General features: G+C 66.7%; 20 protein-coding genes and 3 tRNA genes. 12 read left to right on the plus strand and 11 right to left on the minus strand.

Annotated elements, in window-relative coordinates:
• Positions 1–30 precede the first annotated feature (30 nt).
• Together OG300_RS26725 and OG300_RS26730 are read left to right on the plus strand one after the other, a co-directional pair.
• Positions 31–948, plus strand: coding sequence for a LysR family transcriptional regulator (locus OG300_RS26725; RefSeq protein WP_405485789.1), 918 nt, complete (start codon positions 31–33; stop codon positions 946–948).
• Positions 949–1,304: 356 nt separating this feature from the next.
• On the plus strand, positions 1,305–2,420 hold the full coding sequence (locus OG300_RS26730) for an alpha/beta hydrolase family protein (RefSeq protein ID WP_405485790.1): 1,116 nt from the start codon (positions 1,305–1,307) through the stop codon (positions 2,418–2,420).
• A 59-nt stretch (positions 2,421–2,479) separates the two neighbouring features.
• Here the strand turns inward: OG300_RS26730 and OG300_RS26735 are convergent, their stop codons facing one another.
• Both OG300_RS26735 and OG300_RS26740 read right to left on the minus strand, forming a co-directional pair.
• Entirely contained in the window at positions 2,480–3,016 is a 537-nt protein-coding gene (locus OG300_RS26735) for a GtrA family protein (protein WP_405485791.1), read from the minus strand.
• Between the two features lie 111 nt (positions 3,017–3,127).
• A complete protein-coding gene (locus OG300_RS26740; protein WP_405485792.1) occupies positions 3,128–3,304 on the minus strand; it encodes a helix-turn-helix domain-containing protein in 177 nt (58 codons plus the stop codon).
• Between the two features lie 82 nt (positions 3,305–3,386).
• Here OG300_RS26740 and OG300_RS26745 point away from each other — a divergent pair, with 82 nt between their 5' ends.
• Positions 3,387–4,154, plus strand: a complete 768-nt coding sequence (locus OG300_RS26745) for an FAD-dependent oxidoreductase (RefSeq protein WP_405498688.1) — start codon at positions 3,387–3,389, stop codon at positions 4,152–4,154.
• 17 nt (positions 4,155–4,171) lie between these two features.
• Here OG300_RS26745 and OG300_RS26750 read toward each other — a convergent pair whose 3' ends face one another.
• The gene (locus tag OG300_RS26750; protein WP_405485793.1) at positions 4,172–5,092 is read right to left on the minus strand and encodes a methylenetetrahydrofolate reductase; all 921 of its coding nucleotides are present in this window, start codon (positions 5,090–5,092) and stop codon (positions 4,172–4,174) included.
• 363 nt (positions 5,093–5,455) lie between these two features.
• On the opposite strand from OG300_RS26750, the gene OG300_RS26755 reads away from it, so the two are divergent.
• From OG300_RS26755 to OG300_RS26765, 3 genes are read left to right on the plus strand one after another with little or no spacing between them, the layout of a single operon-like run.
• A complete protein-coding gene (locus OG300_RS26755) occupies positions 5,456–6,751 on the plus strand; it encodes a TetR/AcrR family transcriptional regulator (protein WP_405485794.1) in 1,296 nt (431 codons plus the stop codon).
• Positions 6,748–7,692: an SDR family NAD(P)-dependent oxidoreductase gene (locus OG300_RS26760; protein WP_405485795.1), complete on the plus strand. Its 945-nt coding sequence runs from the start codon at positions 6,748–6,750 to the stop codon at positions 7,690–7,692. The genes OG300_RS26755 and OG300_RS26760 overlap by 4 nt, the downstream gene beginning before the upstream one ends.
• Positions 7,682–9,328 carry an AMP-binding protein gene (locus tag OG300_RS26765; RefSeq protein WP_405485796.1) on the plus strand — a complete coding sequence of 549 codons (1,647 nt, stop codon included), beginning with the start codon at positions 7,682–7,684 and terminating at the stop codon, positions 9,326–9,328. The genes OG300_RS26760 and OG300_RS26765 overlap by 11 nt, the downstream gene beginning before the upstream one ends.
• A 38-nt stretch (positions 9,329–9,366) precedes the next feature.
• On the opposite strand, the gene OG300_RS26770 is transcribed toward OG300_RS26765, so the two are convergent.
• Entirely contained in the window at positions 9,367–10,839 is a 1,473-nt protein-coding gene (locus OG300_RS26770) for a DHA2 family efflux MFS transporter permease subunit (RefSeq protein ID WP_405485797.1), read from the minus strand.
• A gap of 186 nt (positions 10,840–11,025) precedes the next feature.
• Here OG300_RS26770 and OG300_RS26775 point away from each other — a divergent pair, with 186 nt between their 5' ends.
• Positions 11,026–11,631, plus strand: coding sequence for a TetR/AcrR family transcriptional regulator (locus OG300_RS26775; RefSeq protein ID WP_405485798.1), 606 nt, complete (start codon positions 11,026–11,028; stop codon positions 11,629–11,631).
• A gap of 43 nt (positions 11,632–11,674) precedes the next feature.
• Here OG300_RS26775 and OG300_RS26780 read toward each other — a convergent pair whose 3' ends face one another.
• Positions 11,675–12,073 carry an NUDIX domain-containing protein gene (locus OG300_RS26780; protein ID WP_405485799.1) on the minus strand — a complete coding sequence of 133 codons (399 nt, stop codon included), beginning with the start codon at positions 12,071–12,073 and terminating at the stop codon, positions 11,675–11,677.
• Positions 12,074–12,345: 272 nt separating this feature from the next.
• Here OG300_RS26780 and OG300_RS26785 point away from each other — a divergent pair.
• Positions 12,346–12,418: transfer RNA gene (locus OG300_RS26785), tRNA-Leu, on the plus strand.
• A gap of 80 nt (positions 12,419–12,498) precedes the next feature.
• Here OG300_RS26785 and OG300_RS26790 read toward each other — a convergent pair.
• The gene (locus tag OG300_RS26790; protein WP_405485800.1) at positions 12,499–13,830 is read right to left on the minus strand and encodes an alpha/beta hydrolase; all 1,332 of its coding nucleotides are present in this window, start codon (positions 13,828–13,830) and stop codon (positions 12,499–12,501) included.
• Between the two features lie 67 nt (positions 13,831–13,897).
• Between OG300_RS26790 and OG300_RS26795 the strand changes: the two genes are divergently transcribed.
• The 3 genes from OG300_RS26795 to OG300_RS26805 all read left to right on the plus strand — a co-directional run bounded on the left by OG300_RS26795 (position 13,898) and on the right by OG300_RS26805 (position 15,850).
• Positions 13,898–14,512, plus strand: a complete 615-nt coding sequence (locus OG300_RS26795; RefSeq protein ID WP_405485801.1) for a TetR/AcrR family transcriptional regulator — start codon at positions 13,898–13,900, stop codon at positions 14,510–14,512.
• 1,180 nt (positions 14,513–15,692) lie between these two features.
• Positions 15,693–15,765 (plus strand) — tRNA-Arg (locus tag OG300_RS26800).
• An 11-nt stretch (positions 15,766–15,776) separates the two neighbouring features.
• Positions 15,777–15,850 (plus strand) — tRNA-Gln (locus OG300_RS26805).
• A gap of 191 nt (positions 15,851–16,041) precedes the next feature.
• On the opposite strand, the gene OG300_RS26810 is transcribed toward OG300_RS26805, so the two are convergent.
• From OG300_RS26810 to OG300_RS26820, 3 genes are read right to left on the minus strand one after another with little or no spacing between them, the layout of a single operon-like run.
• Positions 16,042–16,455 (minus strand): nucleotidyl transferase AbiEii/AbiGii toxin family protein, encoded by a 414-nt coding sequence (locus OG300_RS26810; protein ID WP_405485802.1) that lies wholly within the window; start codon positions 16,453–16,455, stop codon positions 16,042–16,044.
• Positions 16,456–16,498: 43 nt separating this feature from the next.
• Entirely contained in the window at positions 16,499–16,717 is a 219-nt protein-coding gene (locus OG300_RS26815; protein WP_405485803.1) for a hypothetical protein, read from the minus strand.
• On the minus strand, positions 16,698–17,360 hold the full coding sequence (locus OG300_RS26820) for a type IV toxin-antitoxin system AbiEi family antitoxin (RefSeq protein WP_405498689.1): 663 nt from the start codon (positions 17,358–17,360) through the stop codon (positions 16,698–16,700). Before OG300_RS26820 ends, OG300_RS26815 begins: the two co-directional genes overlap by 20 nt.
• 477 nt (positions 17,361–17,837) lie before the next feature.
• Between OG300_RS26820 and OG300_RS26825 the strand changes: the two genes are divergently transcribed.
• The gene (locus OG300_RS26825) at positions 17,838–17,996 is read left to right on the plus strand and encodes a hypothetical protein (protein ID WP_405485804.1); all 159 of its coding nucleotides are present in this window, start codon (positions 17,838–17,840) and stop codon (positions 17,994–17,996) included.
• On the opposite strand, the gene OG300_RS26830 is transcribed toward OG300_RS26825, so the two are convergent.
• Both OG300_RS26830 and OG300_RS26835 read right to left on the minus strand, forming a co-directional pair.
• Positions 17,993–18,580, minus strand: a complete 588-nt coding sequence (locus tag OG300_RS26830) for an AraC family transcriptional regulator ligand-binding domain-containing protein (protein ID WP_405485805.1) — start codon at positions 18,578–18,580, stop codon at positions 17,993–17,995. The two genes, OG300_RS26825 and OG300_RS26830, sit on opposite strands and share 4 nt — an antisense overlap.
• Positions 18,571–18,996 (minus strand): AraC family transcriptional regulator ligand-binding domain-containing protein, encoded by a 426-nt coding sequence (locus OG300_RS26835; RefSeq protein ID WP_405485806.1) that lies wholly within the window; start codon positions 18,994–18,996, stop codon positions 18,571–18,573. Before OG300_RS26835 ends, OG300_RS26830 begins: the two co-directional genes overlap by 10 nt.
• Between the last annotated feature and the right edge of the window lie 41 nt (positions 18,997–19,037).

Raw genomic sequence — 19,037 nt, forward strand, 5'->3', positions numbered from 1 at the left:
TGGTGATGTGGGACGGAAAATCGTGGGATCATGCCGGACGTGGAGCTACGGCAGTTGCGTTATGTTCTGACGATCGCCGAGGCGGGTAGCTTCAGCGCAGCTGCGGAGCAGGCCCTGATCGCGCAGTCGGCGCTGAGCCAGCAGATCGGTCGGCTCGAGAAAGAGTTGGGCGCCAAGCTGTTCGAGCGCAGCAGCCGAGGTGTGACACTGACCGCGGCCGGGCGGGCGTTCGTCCCCTTGGCCGAGGACACGCTCCGCTCCGCCGAACAGGCGTCGCTCGCGGCCGCCAGCCATGGACGGCTGGTGAGCGGCAAGCTGACGGTTGGAGTCATCCCCCAACGCAGCAGCCCGGTGCCCGCCATCTGGGTCGCCGAGTTCCATGCGCGCCACCCCGCGGTGGAAATCACACTGCGAGACGGTCTTACGGACGGACTCATACATCTGGTGGAGCGGGGTGAACTCGATGTCGCCGTCGTCGGGCTCAGCAGCGGCATTTCGCTGACCGCGCTCGACCATATCGTCGTCGCCGAGAACCAGGTGGGTCTCGTCGTACCGCCGCAACACGCGCTGGCCGATGCCCACTCGCTGACAATCGATCAACTCGCCGACGGCGAATTCATCGAGGGCGCACCGGGATCCGGTATGCGGATCCTCGCCGACCACGTCTTCCAGCAAGCCGGTATCGACCGTCGAGTGCAATTCGAGGTATCCAATCCTGTTCATTCCGTTCAATTCATCCTCCAGGGACTCGGAATCGCGCTGCTGCCCCACGAGATGATCGATCCGGAAACGTTCAGCCAGCACGACCTTCGCTGGATTCCGGTAGCTGGAATGCCATGCTTTCGCGAAAGCCTGGTCTATCGCAGGGAACGGCTCACCATCGCCGCACACGAGTTCATCGGTATGGTGCGCCGCAAGAGCGGGACGCCGGTCACCAATCTAGCCTGAGGATTCCCCTCCGACGAGACCTCTCCCATATGGATTCGAGATCGGCGCCATCGCCGATTCATATACCGGTGCGCATTGCCCCCGGGTCCTGAAACTGATTGACTTTCAACCGGTTTCGAGTCGAGCGTCGACTCACGATCTCTCTTGCCACTCTCCAGAATTCGGGAGCGCGGCACACGAAAGGAACTACCCCGGCATGGTCCTCATGATCGAAATTCTCTTTTATACCGCGATTGCCCTGTCGGCATGGTTCATCGGATACGTTGCCTACCGCCTGGTGACCGACGACTCGAACCGCTGACGCACCCGGTCCGGTCAGCGCGACGCCGGAATACCACAACAGGTATCGTTGCCGAATGCTGTACCGGGGTGGGGTTTTGGGCTCGGCGATTGTTTCGCTCGCCATGATGTGTCAGGCCAGTGTCGCTGTAGCGGAACCGGATTCGTATCCAGCCACCGAGCAGATCGGCGTCACGACGCTGCGTCTGGTGGACTCCGACAGGGCCGATCCCTGGAAGCCGTCCGCGCGGCGTGAACTCAACGTCACCATCCACTACCCCACCGCCAACGCCGACTCCTACCCGTTGGCCGACACCGTGGTCCCCTGGTCGCCGAATACCGTGCTGCCGTCACAGTCACACCTCAACGCACCGGTCGACGGTGCCGCAGGGGCGTTGCCGGTGCTGCTGTTCCAACCGGGGGCCAATCTGCCTGTGCAGACGGGAACCTCGATGGCCGAGAATCTCGCGGGCCACGGCTACGCGGTGGTGTCGATCGACGATACGCACGGGTCGTTTCCCGGCACCGCCTTCCCGGACGGCCACATCGAGCCGTTCGAAGGCAGTGCTGGAGAGGACTTCGTAACTGCTTCAGCGGCGCGGGTCGGCGATATCCACTTCGTGCTCGACGAATTGTCGGCGCTGACCCACGGAAGCGATCCCGATGCCGACGGAGCGGCGCTTCCCGCCGGACTGGGAACCGCGCTGGATATGAGCAAGATCGGAATGTACGGCCACTCGCTCGGCGGGATTATGACCTTCTACTCCGACCCTCGGGTTCGCGCCGGTGTCAGCCTCGATGGTTGGGCCGATCCGGCGCAACCGGGAGAGCTGACACCGGGATTGGCGGCCGATCCCGAGCGACCCCTGCTGTTCCTGCTCCGCCCCGCAGCCGACCCCGCGACCCGCCGTCAGATCCTGGACCGGATGTGTGCCGGCCGGACCGGATGGACCCGCGAACTCGTCCTCGCCGGAACTCGGCACTGGGACTTCACCGATCTCGACTACCTGCCCCGGTCGGTGATGTCCGCGCCACTGCTGTCCGACCAGGTCGGCGCCATTGCTCCCGAACGCGCCCACGCCGTGGTGAACGCCTATCTCACAGCGATGTTCGATCACTTCCTGCGCGGGCGCCCCGAACCACTCCTCGACAACCCGGACCCAGGGTTCCCCGAGATCACCTTCGGCGCCTGACACCCGAGCATCGAAAGCGCCAGCGGGACAATCACACTCGATCGCACCGAGCGCGGTCGTCAGCCTCCGAAGACGAAGCCGCGCAGGGCCAGGAAGCGCAGGCCGCCGACTGCGGCCATGACTGCGATCACCGCGGCGGCTTCGGCGGTTTCGGTCAGGCCGGGGGCCCAGAATTCGAGGGCGGCCAGGGCCGCGGTGCTGATGGCCAGGCCGATCAGGGCCAGGCCGCCGCCTTCCCACTGGGCGGCGAACCAGCTGACCTGGTCGGTGGCGCGGAAGGTGAGTTGGCGGTGCAGTTCGTTCGCTATCGCGGTGCTGACGATCGAGCCCGCGATATTGGCGATCAGCGGCCCGACTGCGGTCATGGTGGTGAACAGCAGGACGTAGGCGATATTGCTGGCGCCGCCCACCAGGGCGAAGCGGATCAGCTGGGCGACGACGTGGTCGCCGCGCAGGTACCGCTTCAGCTGGGTCAGGCGGGCGGTGGTGTGGGTGCGCAGCAGCGGCAGCGCGGCACCGAGGTCGATGCCGTCGAGGACGGTGGCGTCCCCGTACGTGTTCCGCAGACCGGGGGCGGCGAAGGCTGTGCTGTTCATGGAAACCACTGTCGCCGGGGCCGCTGACACCGGGCTGTCGCGGAGCTGTCATCGGACTGACACGGCGACAGACCGCTGTCAGGGGCGCATTTTCCCTGCTCAGTGGGTCGCTCAGCTGGATCGGTAGATGCTCGGCTGCTGTCCGGTGACGCGGTGAAAGGTCGCGGCGAAGGCGCTGGGTTTGCGGTATCCGACGGCGCGAGCGGTGGCCCCGACCGATGTTCCCCGGGCCAGCAGGGTGAGGGCCGCGCGCATGCGGATGTGGGTGCGCCACTCCGCGAAGGTCATCCGGTCTCGGCGAGCAACAGGCGGCTGACGGTTCGGACTCAGCGTCAACCGTTCGACCCTGCGCGAGATCCTCCTGACCGGGATCGCGGACCGAGTCCATTTCGGCAGGGAACTGGTCCGCACGAGCGAGGCCGAGGATCACGTGATCGTGGAATTCGCGGACGGCACCACGGCCGAGGCGGATGTCCTGGTCGCGGCCGATGGCGTGAATTCCACAGTGCGGCAGCTATTGTCGCTACCTGACCCGCTCGACACCGGCGCGATCTGCACCTACGGCAGAACCACACTCACCCAGGCCACCCGAGCGGCGCTCCCCGCATCCCTGTTGACCGGAACCTCGGTGGTCTTCGCCGCCGACCACGCCGTCATCCTCGACGCGATGCTGTTCCGCCCCAGCGCTTTCGAGTCCGCCGCGCACCTGACCCCGGTTCCCGACTACCTCTACTTCGCCTTCTTCGGTCCCGCCGACACCCTCCGGCACACCGGCCCCGAAATACTCGCCATGATCGACGAATCCACCGCGAACTGGCATCCCGGGTTGCGCGCCGCCTTCGCCGCCGCGAACCCGAATACCCTGGCGGCCAACGTGTTTCGCACCGCCGACACCCTCCCGACCTGGTCCGCGACGCGTATCACCCTGCTCGGCGACGCCGTCCACCCGATGAGCCCGGCGGCAGGTCTCGGCGCGAACACCGCCCTGCGCGATGCCGCGGTCCTGGCGGAGGAACTGACCGGCGGCCACTCCCCCGCCGTCGCCCTCGCCGCCTACGCGAACCGAATGCGCTGCTACGCAAGGGATGCCGTGACCGCCTCGACGGCGGGCACGGCGATGCTCACCTCACGAGCCTGACCCGTGGCCGACCTCGATCAGGCGCTCAGCGGCGCGGCGGTGACGGCGTAGCCGAGGTTGGTCAGCACCTCGCTCGTCGCCTTCGCGAAATTGAGGGTGATGAAGTGCAGGCAGGGGGCGCCCTCGTCGATGAGTCGCTGTGCCATCTCGGTGGCGATCTCGATCCCGGCGGCGCGCACGGCGGCGCGGTCCTCCTCCGGGCCGTCGCCCGCGGCCTTGCGCAGCCGCTCGAGCACCGCGGGGGGCAGTTCGCGCCCGGAGAGTTCGACCGCGCGCTGCACGGTCCGCATCGAGGTGATCGGCATCAGCTCGGGAATGATCGGCTTCGCGCCCTCGATCGGGTCGTGTGCGACGAGCCGATCACGCAGCCGCAGATAGTGTTCGACGTCGAAGAACATCTGGGTGATCGAATAATCCGCTCCGGCACGGAGTTTCGCGGCCAGCCGCGCGGTGTCGGTGGCGAGGTCCGGGGATCGATGATGCCCCTGCGGGAACGACGCCACTCCGACGTGGAAGTCGCCGAGATCGCGCACGATTCGCACCAGCTCGTCCGCGTATTCGACACCGTCGGGGTGCCGGGTCCATTCCCCGAGCGGGTCGCCCGGCGGATCTCCGCGCAGCACGAGCACATTGCGGATCCCGCAGTCGGCGTAGGAGCCGATCAAGGCCCGCAGCTCGGCGATGCTGTGCCCGACCGCCGTCAGGTGCGCGACCGGCAGCACGGTGGTGTGCTGGGCCAGCTGCCCGGTGATCCGGGCGGTGCGGTCCTTGGTGGAACCGCCCGCACCGTAGGTCATCGAGACGAAAGCCGGGTGCATGCGCTCGAATTCGCGCACCGTGCGCCACAGCCGCGCCTCACCGGCGGCGTCCCGCGGCGGATTGAACTCCACGGAGAACGGCACCCGCGTCGCGGAGTGCGTGCGCAGGCTGTCCACCACCGACGAGACGCCGGGGACGATAGGTGATTTCCGGGCCCCTGCGCCGGGAAAGATGCTGTCACAGTTCAACTTCGATGAACTCCTGGTCGGCAGCCGATGGTCGTCCTCGATCACGGACGTACGCGCCGACGGAGCCCTGTAAGCATCTGTCTGGGCGTGCGCCCGATTCACGGGGCGACGACCGCCGGATACGGCGTATCCGGCACAGCGGGCCGTCGGATGGGTCAGGGGCTCCTCATACCCATCCCGGCAAAACCAGCTGCGACCGACGATCTTATCCACAGTCGTGCGGGCAGACCAGCACCGCCTCGAACCCCCTTCCAGTATTCAAATTCCGTTGGTATCTTGATTTTCATGGCCCGAATGACCCGACCCGAGAGTCAGGCGCACACCCGCGCCGCCCTGGTCCGCGCGGCGCGCGACCTGTTCGTCACCGAGGGATTGGCGAACACCTCGCTGGCCCGGGTGGCCGAGGCGGCCGGTTACTCCAAGGGCGCGGTGTACTCCAATTTCCAGAGCAAGAACGAGCTCTGCCTGGAGGTTCTCGAACTCATCCATGCCGAGACGCTCGCCGAGCTGGACGGTCTGCGCACTTCCGCCGGACCGATCGGCGAGCGCCTCACCGCCATGGCGAACTGGGCACGGACGCGGGTCGCGGATGTGGCGCTCACCCGACTCGCCTTCGAACTCGCCCTGGCCGGGCGTGACGACCCACGACTGCGAGATCAGTTGGCCGCCAAGCTCGCCGCCACACGTTCGGCGGTCGCCGGGCTCCTGGGCACACTGGGCGCGAGCGGCGACCGGGACGCACTGGCAGCGACCGCGGCGGCGGTGTTCAGCATGGTCACGGGGTTGGCCGCGCAGCGCACGATCGACCCGAGGGTGTCCGCCGACCAGGTGGCGTCGATACTCCCGAAGCTGCTGGCGGCCGGTTCCCCGGAGAAGTTGAACGATATTCAAATCAAACTCGACAATCCCAATCTTGAACGGTTTTCAACCAAGGCCAAACGCACCGATCGCAGCGGTGCTTCGCGGACCGCACTGCTGGACGCGGCGATCGCGATCTTCGCGGTCAAACGCTTCGACGAGGTGTCCACCACCGAGATCGCACGCCGGGCGGGCGTCGCGATCGGGTTGGTCAACTACCACTTCGGCGGCAAGCGCGGGATATATCTTGCCGCCGCCGACGCGGTGCACACCGACTTCTGGGACAGCCTGCAGGCGCTGCGCGGTCCGGCGGTGTCCCGCCTGATCCAGGGCCTCGATCTGTATTTCGCGCACGCCGAACGATTCCAGGGTTCGCCGCTGGCACTGAGCACCCGCGCCACCGACCCGGAACTGCAGGCCATCCACGAACGCCACTTCGACCAGCTCGTCGCCGCCATGCTGCAGGAGGTCTCGGGCGGACCCAGCACCGCGCTGATCCGCACCTCGGTGGCGGGCTGGCTGGCCTTCGCCGAAGGCGCGGTGGCGGATTGGCTGCGCACCCGGGAGCTGAGCCGCGTGCAGGTCCGAGAGTTGTTGCTGGCCAACTTCTTCGCCGCCGCCCAGGCGGTACTGGCGCTGGATCCGGGCACGCCACTGTCCTCCCGCGCGATCAACGCACTCTTCGACCATGTCCCACCACTCGATGACGAGAAAACGGAGCACGACCGATGACCACCAACTCCCTGGATACCGGACCGAGCAACAGACTCGCGGCCGGACCGCTCGGCCGCGGCATCACCTGGCTGATCGGCCCACGCGGACTGCGTGATTCGCAGCGGTTGCACCGTGAGGTGGACGGCAAGGTCGCGGTGGTGACCGGCGCGTCCTACGGCCTCGGCGAGGCCACCGCGCGCATGCTCGCCGACGCGGGCGCGACCGTGGTGCTGGGCGCGCGCTCGATCGACCAGCTGGAAGTCGTTGTCGCGGAGATCAAACAGGCGGGCGGCAGCGCGGTCGCCATCCCACTGGACCTGGCCTCGGAGGATTCCATCGAGTCCTTCGCCGAGCAGATCCTCACCCAGTTCGGCCGGGTCGACTACCTGGTGCACAACGCGGGCAAGTCGCTGCGGCGCTCGATCCACCTGTCCTACGACCGGCCCAAGGATCTCAACGCCTCCACCGCCGCGAACTACATCGGGCCGATGCGGCTGACGCTGGCGTTGCTGCCGAGCATGCGCGAGCGCGGATCCGGCCACATCGTGAACGTCTCGACCGTCGGGGTGCTGTTCCCGGTCGCCCCGAAATGGGGTTTCTACCTGTCGTCGAAGGCCGCGTTCGATATCTGGATGCGGGCGGTCGGCATGGAGGCGCGCGCCGACGGTGTCACGCTGACCACCTTCTACGCCGGGGCCATGTTCACCCGGATGAGCGCGCCCAGCGGCTGGATCTCCGCCATGCCCGGGCATTCCGCGCGCGAGGCCGGGTACATCATCGCCCGCGCGATCGTGAAGAAGCCGCGCACGCTCACCCCCGCCTACGGTCGGCCGTCGGCCGTGCTGGCGGCGCTGCTACAGAATCCGCTCGAGATCGGCGCCGGCCTCCTCTATCGGCGGCTCGGCGATACCCGGGCGTCGCTGGCCGGTGTCGCGAAGGGGGCCGGCGATGTCGCGTAGCACCAATGGATTCCGCTGGCGCGACTCGGTGATCCCGGTCGCCGCCTCGGGCGTACTGCGGCCGGTCGGGATCGGGTCCGCAGCCCGAATCGCCTCGGCCCTATGGCAATACGGGCCGTCACTGGCTACCGTTCTTGCGATTTCGGCGATCCGCCACGGTGATCGAACGGCCCTCGTCGATGAACGGGGCGCGGTCAGCTACGCGACCCTCCAGCGCCGCACCGAGGCGATCGCGGCGGCGCTGCACGCCACCCGGCCGGGCGCGGAAACCGTCGCGGTGCTGTGCCGTAACCATCGCGGCTTCGTCGAGGCGGCGGTCGCCGGGGCTCAACTCGGTTGCGAGCTGGTGTTTCTCAATACCGACCTACCCGCCGCGCAGCTCGCCCAGATCCTGCATCGGCATGAGCCCGACATCCTGATCCACGACCGGGAATATGACGCCGCGGTCATCGCGTCCGGATACTCCGGCACCCGCGTACACGCCTGGACGGACGAGGCCACACCCGGCACACCGTCACTGGATTCGCTTGCACAGCAATCCAATCCGACACCGCCGCGCGTACGCAAGTCGGTCAAGATCACCCTGCTGACCTCCGGCACCACCGGCCTGGCCAAGGGCGTCTCCCGCCCGATCAGCCAGCGGGTACTGCTCGAGATGGTCGCCACCTCGATGTCGGCGACCCGCTTCACCTCTCGCGACGTGCTGGTGCTGTCCCCGCCGTTCTTCCACGGCTTCGGCCTGGCCGTACTCACCGGCGGGCTGGCCCTCGGCGCGACGGTGATCACCCGTAAGCGCTTCGACCCACTCGACGCGCTCGCCGACATCCAGCGCCATCGCGCCACCGTGTTCGTCGGGGTCCCCATCATGCTGCAACGTCTACTGGCCGTCCCCGAGCACCAGCGTCGCGAATTCCACACCGGCTCACTGCGTTTGGCGGTCACCGGCGCTGCCCCGATCACTCCCGCGACGATCAGCCGCTTCCTGAGCGTCTTCGGCCCGATCCTGCTCAACGGCTACGGCTCCACCGAGGCGGGCGTCATCTCCATCGCCACCCCGGAGGATCTGGCGTTCTCGCCGAAGACCGCGGGCCGTCCCGCGATCGGCGTTTCGGTCCGCATCCTGCGCCCCGATCGCGCCCCGGCCCCGGCCGGTGAGACCGGAACCATCTTCGTCCGCGGCGGTCTCGGCTACAACGGCTATGTGGCCGAGGCGAATTCACCGACCCCCCGGAAAGAGGTGGTCGACGGCTACGTCAACACCGGCGACATGGGCCACTTGGACGCCACCGGCCGGCTCTACGTGGACGGCCGCGACGACGACATGATCGTCTCCGGCGGCGAGAACATCTATCCCAAGGAAGTCGAAGACGTCCTCGCCGACCACCCCGCCATCAGCGAAGTGGTCGTAATCGGCGTCCCCAGTGAGGAATTCGGTCAGTCCCTGCGCGCCTATCTCGTCCCCACACCCGGCTCCCCCGACCCGGCGCCCGAAGATCTCAAGGCCCATATCCGAGGACACCTCGAACGCTACAAGGTCCCCAAGGAGTTCATCGTTCTCGACCAACTCCCCCGCAATCCGAGCGGAAAGATCCTGCGCGCCAAACTGATCGATCAACCTCACCGCACCATGGGCTAGCCGACCGGGAGCGTCTCGCGCACCGAATCGCGCAACGACTACCGGTACGAGTCAACCGACTCGACAGGCACGGTCGGGGCGACGGATTCGGCCGGTTTTCGCGCGATGAAGAAGGCCGACGCGACCGCGCAGACCGCCAGGCAGATCACCGTGAAGTAGAGCGAGTCGGTGAGTGCCGCCGCGTACGGGGCTTTCATCGAGTCCGGAAGGTGGCCCGCCGCAATGCCTTCGGATGCTCCGGCGGGCAGCTGATGCGCAGCGAACCGGGCGGCCAGCAGCGCGCCGATGCTCGCGCTGCCGAGTACCGCGCCGAGCTGACGGTTGTTGTTGTAGACGCCCGAGGCCGCGCCCAGCTGCTGCCAGGGCAGTGTGCGCAGGGAGGTGGCGGTCAGCGGGGCCCAGATGCAGGAGCTGGCAACGCCGCAGACCGCCGCCATCACGCCGATCAGCGCCAGGGATCCGTGCGGGGTGGCCAAGCGGGAGAACCACAGGATGGCGGCGGTGAACAGGGCGAAGCCGAAGGTCGGCAGGTAGCGCGGGGGCCAGCGGTCGGAAAGCTTGCCGACCAGCGGGGACGCGACCATGGTGACGACCGCCATCGGCGCGAAGACCAGGGCCGCTCGCGTGGGTGAAAGCTCGCGCACCGCTTGCAGATAGAAGTACGACGGCACCATCTGCGCGGTCATGGCCGCGCCCAGCGCAGCCGTCGCCACATTGCCGAGCGCGAAGTTGCGGTTCTTGAACAGCGACAGCGGCATCAGCGGTTCGATTGCGGTGCGGGCCTGGTACGCGACGAACGCCACGAGGACCAGTAGACCGCCGATGATCGATGCCCACACCCAGCCCGCCCAGTGGTAGGTGTTGCCCTGCTGCAGGCCGAATACCAACGCCGACATACCGATTGCCACCAGCAGTACACCCGGGATGTCGAAGCGGTGGGTGCTGGTCGGCAGCGACGGGATCAACCAGACACCGAGCGCGAAGGCGATCACGCCGATCGGCAGATTGACGTAGAAGATCCACTGCCAGCCGCCGTTGTCGATCAGGACGCCACCCAGGATCGGGCCGACCAGGGTGGCGACGCCCGCGATCGCGCCCCACGCGCCCATGGCCGCTCCGCGCCTGTCGGCCGGGAAGATTCGGCCGATCACCGCCATCGTCTGCGGTGCGATCAACGCCGCGCCCAGGCCCTGCACGGCGCGGGCGGCGATCAATGCGCCGATGCCGCCCGCCAGGCCGCACCACAGTGAGGCGAGGGTGAAGACCACCAGACCGGCCAGGTACAGGCGCTTGGGTCCGAAGCGGTCACCCAGGCGTCCGGTGATGAGCAGCGGTACCGCGTAGGTGAGCAGGTAGGCGCTGGTCACCCAGATGACCTTCGACAGATCGGTGTGCAGGCCGATCATGATCGCCGGGTTGGCGACCGCGACGATGGTCATGTCCAGCAGGATCATGAAGAAGCCGACGCACAGCGCGCCGAGCACGGCCCAGGGATTACGTACAGCGGACACTGGCGTCCTTGTCTTTCGAAGACCTGAGACGGGAGATATCTTGCGCGAGTGCAGTTTTCGCCGACCGACACACTCCCCTCGATTTCTGTGCCGATCGACACATAAATAGGTATCAGGGCGTCGGCGACAGCGTCAAGGGATATCTTTGACGGACAGCACAGATTTGAGCCGGAAGGCAGGTGAGGCATGGGTGAGCGCGGCCGCCCCCGCGGCTTCGACCGCGATGCGGTGCTGCGGCAGGCGATGATCACGTTCTGGCGCAACGGATACGAGGGCACCTCGATGTCCGATCTCACCACCGAGATGGGGATCGCCTCCCCCAGCATCTACGCCTGCTTCGGCTCCAAGGAGCAGCTGTTCCGCCAGGCGGTCGACCTCTACGACCTGTTCGCGGGCGCACCCTTCCGGCGCGCGCTCGAAGCGGCCCCCACCGCCCGCGCGGCCGTGCACGACATGCTCGCCACCAGCGCCGAATGGTTCACCGACTCCGCGACACCACCCGGCTGCATGATCACCCTCGCCGCCGCCGGGAACATCAAAAGCGCTGACATCAAAGCTTTCCTGACCGAACGCCGCGCCGACACCCTCGCTGCCCTCCGCACCAGACTGCGACGGGCGGTCGACGAAGGCGACCTCCCCGCCACGGCGAACCTCGCCACCATCGCCGCGTTCTACATCACCGTGCACCAGGGCATGTCGATCCAAGCCCACGACGGCGCATCGCACGCCGCACTGGATGCCATCGCGACAGCCGCCATGTCCGCATGGGATGCGCTGGCCGGGTCGAGCTAGCCGGCTCGGAGTGGCTCACACCGCTCCGGCTGTCGCACCAATTCTATTGCTGGACAACGAATGCCCGCCGGAAGTGCTCGGCCAGGTCCAGCGCTGCCGCCTGGTCCGGGGTGGCCCACACGTGGTCGTCGTGTTCGGCGGGGTCGAGAGTCACGGTGCGACGGTCGTTTTCGGAGGTGTCGTAGATGCGAGCGTGGATCCGCAGGGCGCGACCGGCGACATCCATCCAGGAGTGCACGGCGCGTTCGGCGGTGATCGTGACGGCCAGGCCGGTCTCCTCCGCGGCCTCGCGGACCGCGGCCTGCTCGGGTTGCTCACCCGGTTCCACCCCGCCGCCCGGCAACTCCCAGCGACCGGTCAGGAAGACGCCGGGTGCGCGGCGGATCAGCAAGATCGCGCCGTCACGTTCGATTCGGCAGTACGCCAGGTGCTTCTCATCCATCCGACGATCATCCGCCATGCGGCGAATTATTCGGTTTCCCAACCGAATACCCGGTGCTACCGTCGTTGCAACGACCACCGGAACCATCGAAGGAAGGAAGCACCATGACCGGGCAGCAGCTGACGAACCAGCGTAACCGCCGACTCGTCCGCGCCCTGTGCATCCTTCCCGCGGCGGATCTTCGCCAGATCCGCAGCGGCCCCTGAGGTCCCCCCTCGACCTCAGGGCCGTCCCGGGCAATACGCCACGGAACGGCCCTTTTTCGTATCCATTCCCTCGTAGCCCAACGGGAGAGGCAACGGTCTCAGATGCCGTCCAGTGTGAGTTCGAATCTCACCGGGGGAACAACCGACAACGCTCCCAGCAGTGAGCGGATCCCCGGGTCGCCGAAGGAGTTCGGCCAGTGCGTTGGCACCGGGCCGGTCCTACCGGTGTTCGCCGAGGAAGCTTGGAATGTCTGCGGCCGTGGGGTAGTCGGGAAGCGGCGCCGGCTCGTCGTCGAGGAACGCGGTGATCACCGATGCTGCGCGGTCGTTGTTGTCGTCGAGGCCGTTCCAGATGTGATGGCCGACACCGGTGAGGAATTGGGTACGGGTGATCGCGGGATCGGACGCCAGGATGGCTGTCGCCCATTGCCGCAATTGGTGCGAGCATTGGGCCATCACCAGCATCGCCGGTACCTCGGATGCGCGCAGTTGCGGAGCGATCGAGGGCGAGTGGGTGATCGTGTCCTGGACGCGGAGGCTGGCGGCCGGGTTGAACGAGAAGTTCGCGGCACTGTCCTCGACCGGGATGCGCTGGGCGTCCTTGGCGCAGTAGCTGTTCGCCGTGTCGCTGCCGAGATCGGCGGCCCGGAAGGCATTGACCGCTTCGGCCTGGCCGACCATCTCGTCTTGCGGGGACAGTAGCCCCAGCCGCAGCAGCCCGAACGCAACCGCGTAGCGCGGCAGGGAGATTGAGCGCGGGCCGCCGGGTAGGGGAGCAATCCCGGCGGCTGTAGCGCTTCCTGTCCAGCCGTCCAGCTGCGTTGTGGGTCCGTCCATCGGTCCCGGCTCTACGATCACTGCCCGATGGATGAAGGCCGCGCTCGCGGCGTCGGCCAGAGCCCGCGTGAGAGTCACCGCCCCGGAAGAGAACCCGATCACGTCCGAGCGTCGGCCGGGGACGTGCTCCAGCACTGCCATGAGGTCGCGCACCGAGCGGTCGATGGTGTAGTCGTGCATGAGCATTGGATCGCTTCGCCCGCCGCCGGCCTGCTCATAGGCGTAAACATCGAAACCCTCATCCGCCAGCCGCCGCAGAAACGTGTGATCGATCAGGGCGATGCTGCGGACGGGACCGCCGTTGAGATAGAGCAGCGGAACACCACGATGCACGACGCCCGCCGACGGTGCGTAGTGATACACGGCGACACGGCTGCCCGTCGCCAGTGTCCAGCGCTCGCTCGAAACCCCGGGGAGGTCCGGAGGGTAGTGCCAGCTCGTCGGAACGGTTGGTACGCAGGCGCTGGCGGTGACCGCGCAGGCCAGACTCGTCTGAATCAGCGCGTGCACGGCGGAGCGTCGACGGTGACGGGTCGCCAGCAGTCCGGCAGCGGCCGTGCCGATCACGGCGGTGACGGTCCATGCCGCCCATCCGCGCCCGACCCCTCCCGTCAGCACGACGACAGCCAGGAACACCACAACCAATGCCAGTACGGCCATGACGTATATGGCGCTGGTCCGTACCGCTCGCAAGCTGCGTCGAACGAACGTCACGATGATCTCCTCGATTTCAGAACAGTGTTCTGAAACAGTGTTACATGTCGAGGTAGGCTGCGTCTCCATGGGACGTCCGCCAACCAACGATGACGCGACGCGCGACCGCCTGATCAGCGCTGCGACCGATCAGCTGCGCGACCGCTCGCCGGGTCGCTTGTCGATGCGCGAAGTCGCCACTGCCGCAGCAGCTTCGACTACTTCGATCTACACGTTGTTCGGAAGCCGAGACGGTCTGCTCGCCGCCGTGCGCGGACACGTGTCGGCGCAGCTGTTCGAGGTTCTGGCCGCGGTCCCCGCGGGTGACGACCCACTCGCCGACCTGCTCGCGATCGCATCGGCCTATCGGCGGTGGGCCCTCGACGAGCGGCACTTCTACGCGGTGATCTTCGGCGGCGGCACGACCTACACGCCCAGTGGCACCCCGAGCGATCAAGACCCGGCAGCACCGCTCGTCGATGCGATCAGCCGCGTACACGCTTCCCGGTACCCGACCACAGAGGTCAACCGCATAGCGGTCGCGGTCTGGGCGACCCTGCACGGATTCGTCACATTGGAACTCGACGGGACCCTGCCCTCCGCGTACATCGACGGGGTGATGTCGGCGGCCGTGAAGTCATTGGTCATCGGCTGGCACGCACCAGCTTCCAGCCGTATCGAGTCCGGTGAGTTGGGCCGATAGCTCCCGGAACCGCGCGGCCGGATCACCACGGCGGTCGTCGATAAACCCGCCGAACTACCGCCATATCGGCAGAAATCCGCAGTTCACGGCGGGTTCGCATTGTTGTGGATGCTGTCCGCGCCACCCCGATGGAACAACCTGCAAAGCTCCCCCTCATCAGTTGCGCGAGTGGGGGTGTTTTTCGACATTCCACAAGATCGCAGTTCAGTGTGAGCCCGAGATGCTGAAAGCCACCCCGAACTCGACAGTTCGAACTCGGAGGATGCAAGAGCGCGCAGTCGGTCGGTCGGTTCAGGGTGGAGGGCTGGAGTCGAAGGTGGTTGCGCGGGTTTGCAGGTCAGTCAAAGCCGATGCCCGCCCGGGTCGCGGCAATGGCGTGCAGTCCCGCGATACGTCGCGTTCACGCGCCGACTGGCAGAATCCCGCACTCCTGCTTTGAAATTCGCGAAATAGGACACTTGGCCAGTGGATATTGCGGGATTCTGCCAGTCGCACGGAACTCGGCATGTGCGGACGTTCCGCTGGCTACGCGTCAGCGCGTCCGTGCCAGCACGATCTGCGGCGGCAAAAAGCGTTCGGGGAACTGTCTGTCCTATAGCCCACTCTCGGAAATGTCGAACCTGTAGTGAATGAATCGCTGCGTCTGACGATCGCCCGAGGTGTGAAGGTCTTCGTCGCCGTCTGAAAATCGCTTTACCACTTCAGAACCCGTTGCTATCTTGACTCCAACACCACGGCCACGACAACCGGAAGGCGGCCCCACGACAATGCTGAACCAGCACCAGATCACCCGCGGCCAGCGCCGCCTCCGAGCACGCGCCGGTGCGCGGAGCTGTCGCTGAGGTCTCGACTACCGCAGACCAACCAGGGCCGCTCCCCCGCATTCGCAGAAGCGGCCCTCTCGCATTCCTGATACAGCACGGCAGGTATCGCGCACCTCAACGACGAGTAGGCGTCACCGTCGACGCACGCACGCGCAGGCCGCACCTTTCATCGCGAACTACTACCGGACCTGCGAACTGTCCGCCGAACCACGTTGAGATCAGCGGAAATTCGCAGTTCAACACGGGTACGCGCTGTTGTGGGCGCTGTACGCCCCACCCCGAGAGAACCAACCCACCCACACCCCGCGCACCTCGATGACGAGGCGATGTCGACGAAGACATCAGCGCGGGGTCGAGTGCCCGTAGCTCAGCGGAGAGAGCGCCTGCCTACGAAGCAGGAGGTCGGAGGTTCGAATCCTCTCGGGCACACGTACTTTCGATGAAGCGTGGTGTAACGGCAGCACGGCAGATTCTGATTCTGTCAGTTCAGGTTCGAATCCTGGCGCTTCAGCCACAGGCTTCTTCAGCGGCGGACGGGGCAAGGGCGACCACGGACAAGCATCCTGAGTTGAGCTGGCCTCTCACCACGGCGGCCCGTCAGGGCCATGTGCCCGGTGCTCATAACCCGTGAAGGCACCGTCCTGGCACCGAATCATGTTGCGGCCCAACGTGAGCCCGGTCTCAACGTCCTCGGCCCGCTGCGAGCTAGGCCAGTCCCCGCACAACGCGCTCCCAAGCATCCCGAACTGTGGTCCGCGCTTTCTCGGCACTGATCACCAACCTTGTCTGCCCGGCCAGTTGCGCGTTCCAGTCATCTTCATCCGGCGCATGATCGAACAATTGCGGGGCGGGGAGCCGGTTGGTCGGACCGTACCTGCGGTACAGCGCTCCCGCAGCGCCGTCGATCGCCCCGATATCGCTCAGCGCCCAAAGATCCCAGAGGTCGCGTGATGCCCGCCGATCGTGCCAGGTCGCGGTCTTGCCCGCCGCGAAGGCCGGCAAAGTTGGCACCAGCAGCTCGGCTGGTGGCACGTCGCTGTATCGCTGCTCGAGACCACGGAGTTCGGTCGGCCACACCGATCTCCCCTGGGCCGACAGCAACTGGATCTTGACGAACACACCGGATGCGGAGCGAAGATTGGCGGCCCCGGTATCCGGGACGTCACTCAGCCGCGGTGCCCATTCCAACCGGCCGGTAGCTACGGGCGACCGATCGCGGCAAGGCAGCGTCCAGTAGGGCAGTTCCACCGATGAAGTACACCCGATCACCAAACCCGCGACTGATTGCCGCCAGCAGATGGGAGATCAGGTGGTCACGTTCGACCTGCTCCGAGGCAACGCCGAATTGCACTGCGACACTGTCATGTTCGTCGAAACTCATGCCCGACCCAACCTTCCACACGTCGAAGTGCCGCAGCCGAACCTTGATCCGCTGCGAGCTGTGCAAGTCTCGACGAATCGCTTCTGCGGTAGAGCGTTGCGATCGCCGAACGAACCTCCGCCTCGGCATTTCCCAGCCCCGGGCGACGGGCAAGATCGAGCACGGTCTGTTCAGGGGTAGTGACCAGCGCTGGGCCCAATGGCGTTTCGACGCGCTCAGCATCGAGCGTGTCGGTATCACGACGGACGAAACGAACCTGCGCCGAGCGGTCTGTCAGCGTGATCGGCCGGTGTTGGCTTGGAACCGCGACCACCGCCGTCGCCAGCGCGCGAGGTACGGCTCCCAGAACCCGTGCTGCGCTGACGCCCATAACAATCACCTGATCTGGCCCGTAGATCGACGATGCGATGCCCGCAGCGGCTGCTTCGAGCCCAGGCAGCCAGGTCCGGCCTACGTGATCCGGCGGGACGATGATGTAGTAACCGTGAGCAACACGGTGCAGCACACCTTGATCGACAAGCCGCGCGACCTCGGGCCGCGGTTGAGCGTAGATGCCGGCCAAGTCCTGCGGCCGCACTGTCCGGAGCGGTGCCCGCCATAGCTCAGTGGGCAGCAAGGTCTTGAGACGTCTATCCACCAGCATCACCTCTCAGCGACTATGCAAATAGTTGGCTCACAGCCAACGAAATGCATACTAATGGATCTCTGGCCGTGAACCCTGCCAATCGGCGATCCACGGCAACGGGATCGGTGACGCACGCCGCACCGGTCGACTACCACTCGTCATCGCGAACCAGCAGGTACTCCCGTGCTTCCGGATGCGTGAACGGGGAGACCGCGCGCAGCGCCACCGCTCCGATGCGGCCGACCAGGGCTCGTACGCTGATCGTGAGAGATCCTCGGTTCCGGGGTGGTTGACGTGTTTGCCCCACGCTGACGCATTCCGTACTGGCCTGGTAGCGACTGCGAGGCAACACTGAATGTCCGCACCGCGCTGCGTGGTGTGGGCCGTCGGCATCGGTTGGCGAGGGTCGGCTGATCTTGTGTTGGACGGGCATTCGAGACGAGTTGTTTGCGAGGAGATCACGTGCAACATTCCCGAGAACGAGCTGTTGCCTATGTGATCGCTGCAGTGGAAGCCAAGGGCGCGGCCACCCGGGATGACTTCGACGTGCACGGAATCGTCGCCACTTCCCATGCGATAACCGAGGATTGGGACTTCGCCAAGATGGAGCAGTCCATGTTCTGGGGTATCGCGGCCAGCCACCTGCGGGTCTAGTGCGGGGGCGCGGGCGGATGGGTGTGGGCCACCACGGCCCAGCGGAAGGCGGCCCGACGCATGGACGCGGCGTCCGCGTAGCCGAGTAGTTGAGCCTGACGGCTGCGGCTGACCGGGCCACCGGTGGCCGCCGCCATGAGGCGTGCCGAACGCGCCCGGTCGAGTTCGCGACGCCAGGTCGTGCCCGCCTCCGCGAGGCGGCGCTGCAGGGTGCGGGGGCTGGTGGCGAATCTGCGCGCCACCCGATCCAGTGACACCTCACCGTCGTCGAGCGCCTCGGCGATCGCCACCGCGACCCGCTCCGGCCACGCGGCCTCCAGCGGCGGGGGCGGCGGCAGCGCGTCGGCCAGCGGGCGCAGCACCGCGGCGAGCACCGGGTCGGCGGTGATGAGCGGGCGGTCCAGATCCGACGGGAGGAAGGTCATCGCGTCGAGGTCGGCGCCGAATTCGATCGGGGCGTCCCCGAACACTTCCCGGTAGGTGTCGAGCCGACGCGGTGCGGACCGGCGCAGCGAGACCCGGACCGGTGACAGCGGTGCGGCGACCACGCGCCGCGCCCGCGTCAGCACCGCGATCAACCCCACAGCTGGGTGTAGTCGCGGGTCACGTCGCCGCCGTCGACCATGTCGAGCCGCAGCATCGGCCCGCTGCCACCGTCGACCAGATCGAAGCGATGGTTGGTGGTCACCGCGCTGACGTACGGACCACACGTCGCCAATCCGGCGCCGAGGGTGGGAGCGCTGCAGAACAGGTAGTCGTAGAGCCCGGTCGCCTTGAGCTGGTACCGGCTCGCGACATGCAGCGCCACATCCGGATCGTCGAGCCAGCGCGCCCCGACCTCCCACAGCCGCGAGAAGGTCTCGCTGGCCACGTGCACGCCATTGCCGGTCAACGCCCAGTCGGGCACCCGGCATTCACGAACCAGCGCGGCGCGATCCAAACCCATCGCCGTCAGCTGGGAGATCACGAACCGGTGCAGCAGAGTCTGATCGGTGCCCAACGTCCCTCCTGCGCCTCGCCGTCCACCCCGATGGGCAAAAG

This window comes from Nocardia sp. NBC_00511 (assembly GCF_045161165.1).
In the GTDB taxonomy this organism is placed as follows: domain Bacteria; phylum Actinomycetota; class Actinomycetes; order Mycobacteriales; family Mycobacteriaceae; genus Nocardia.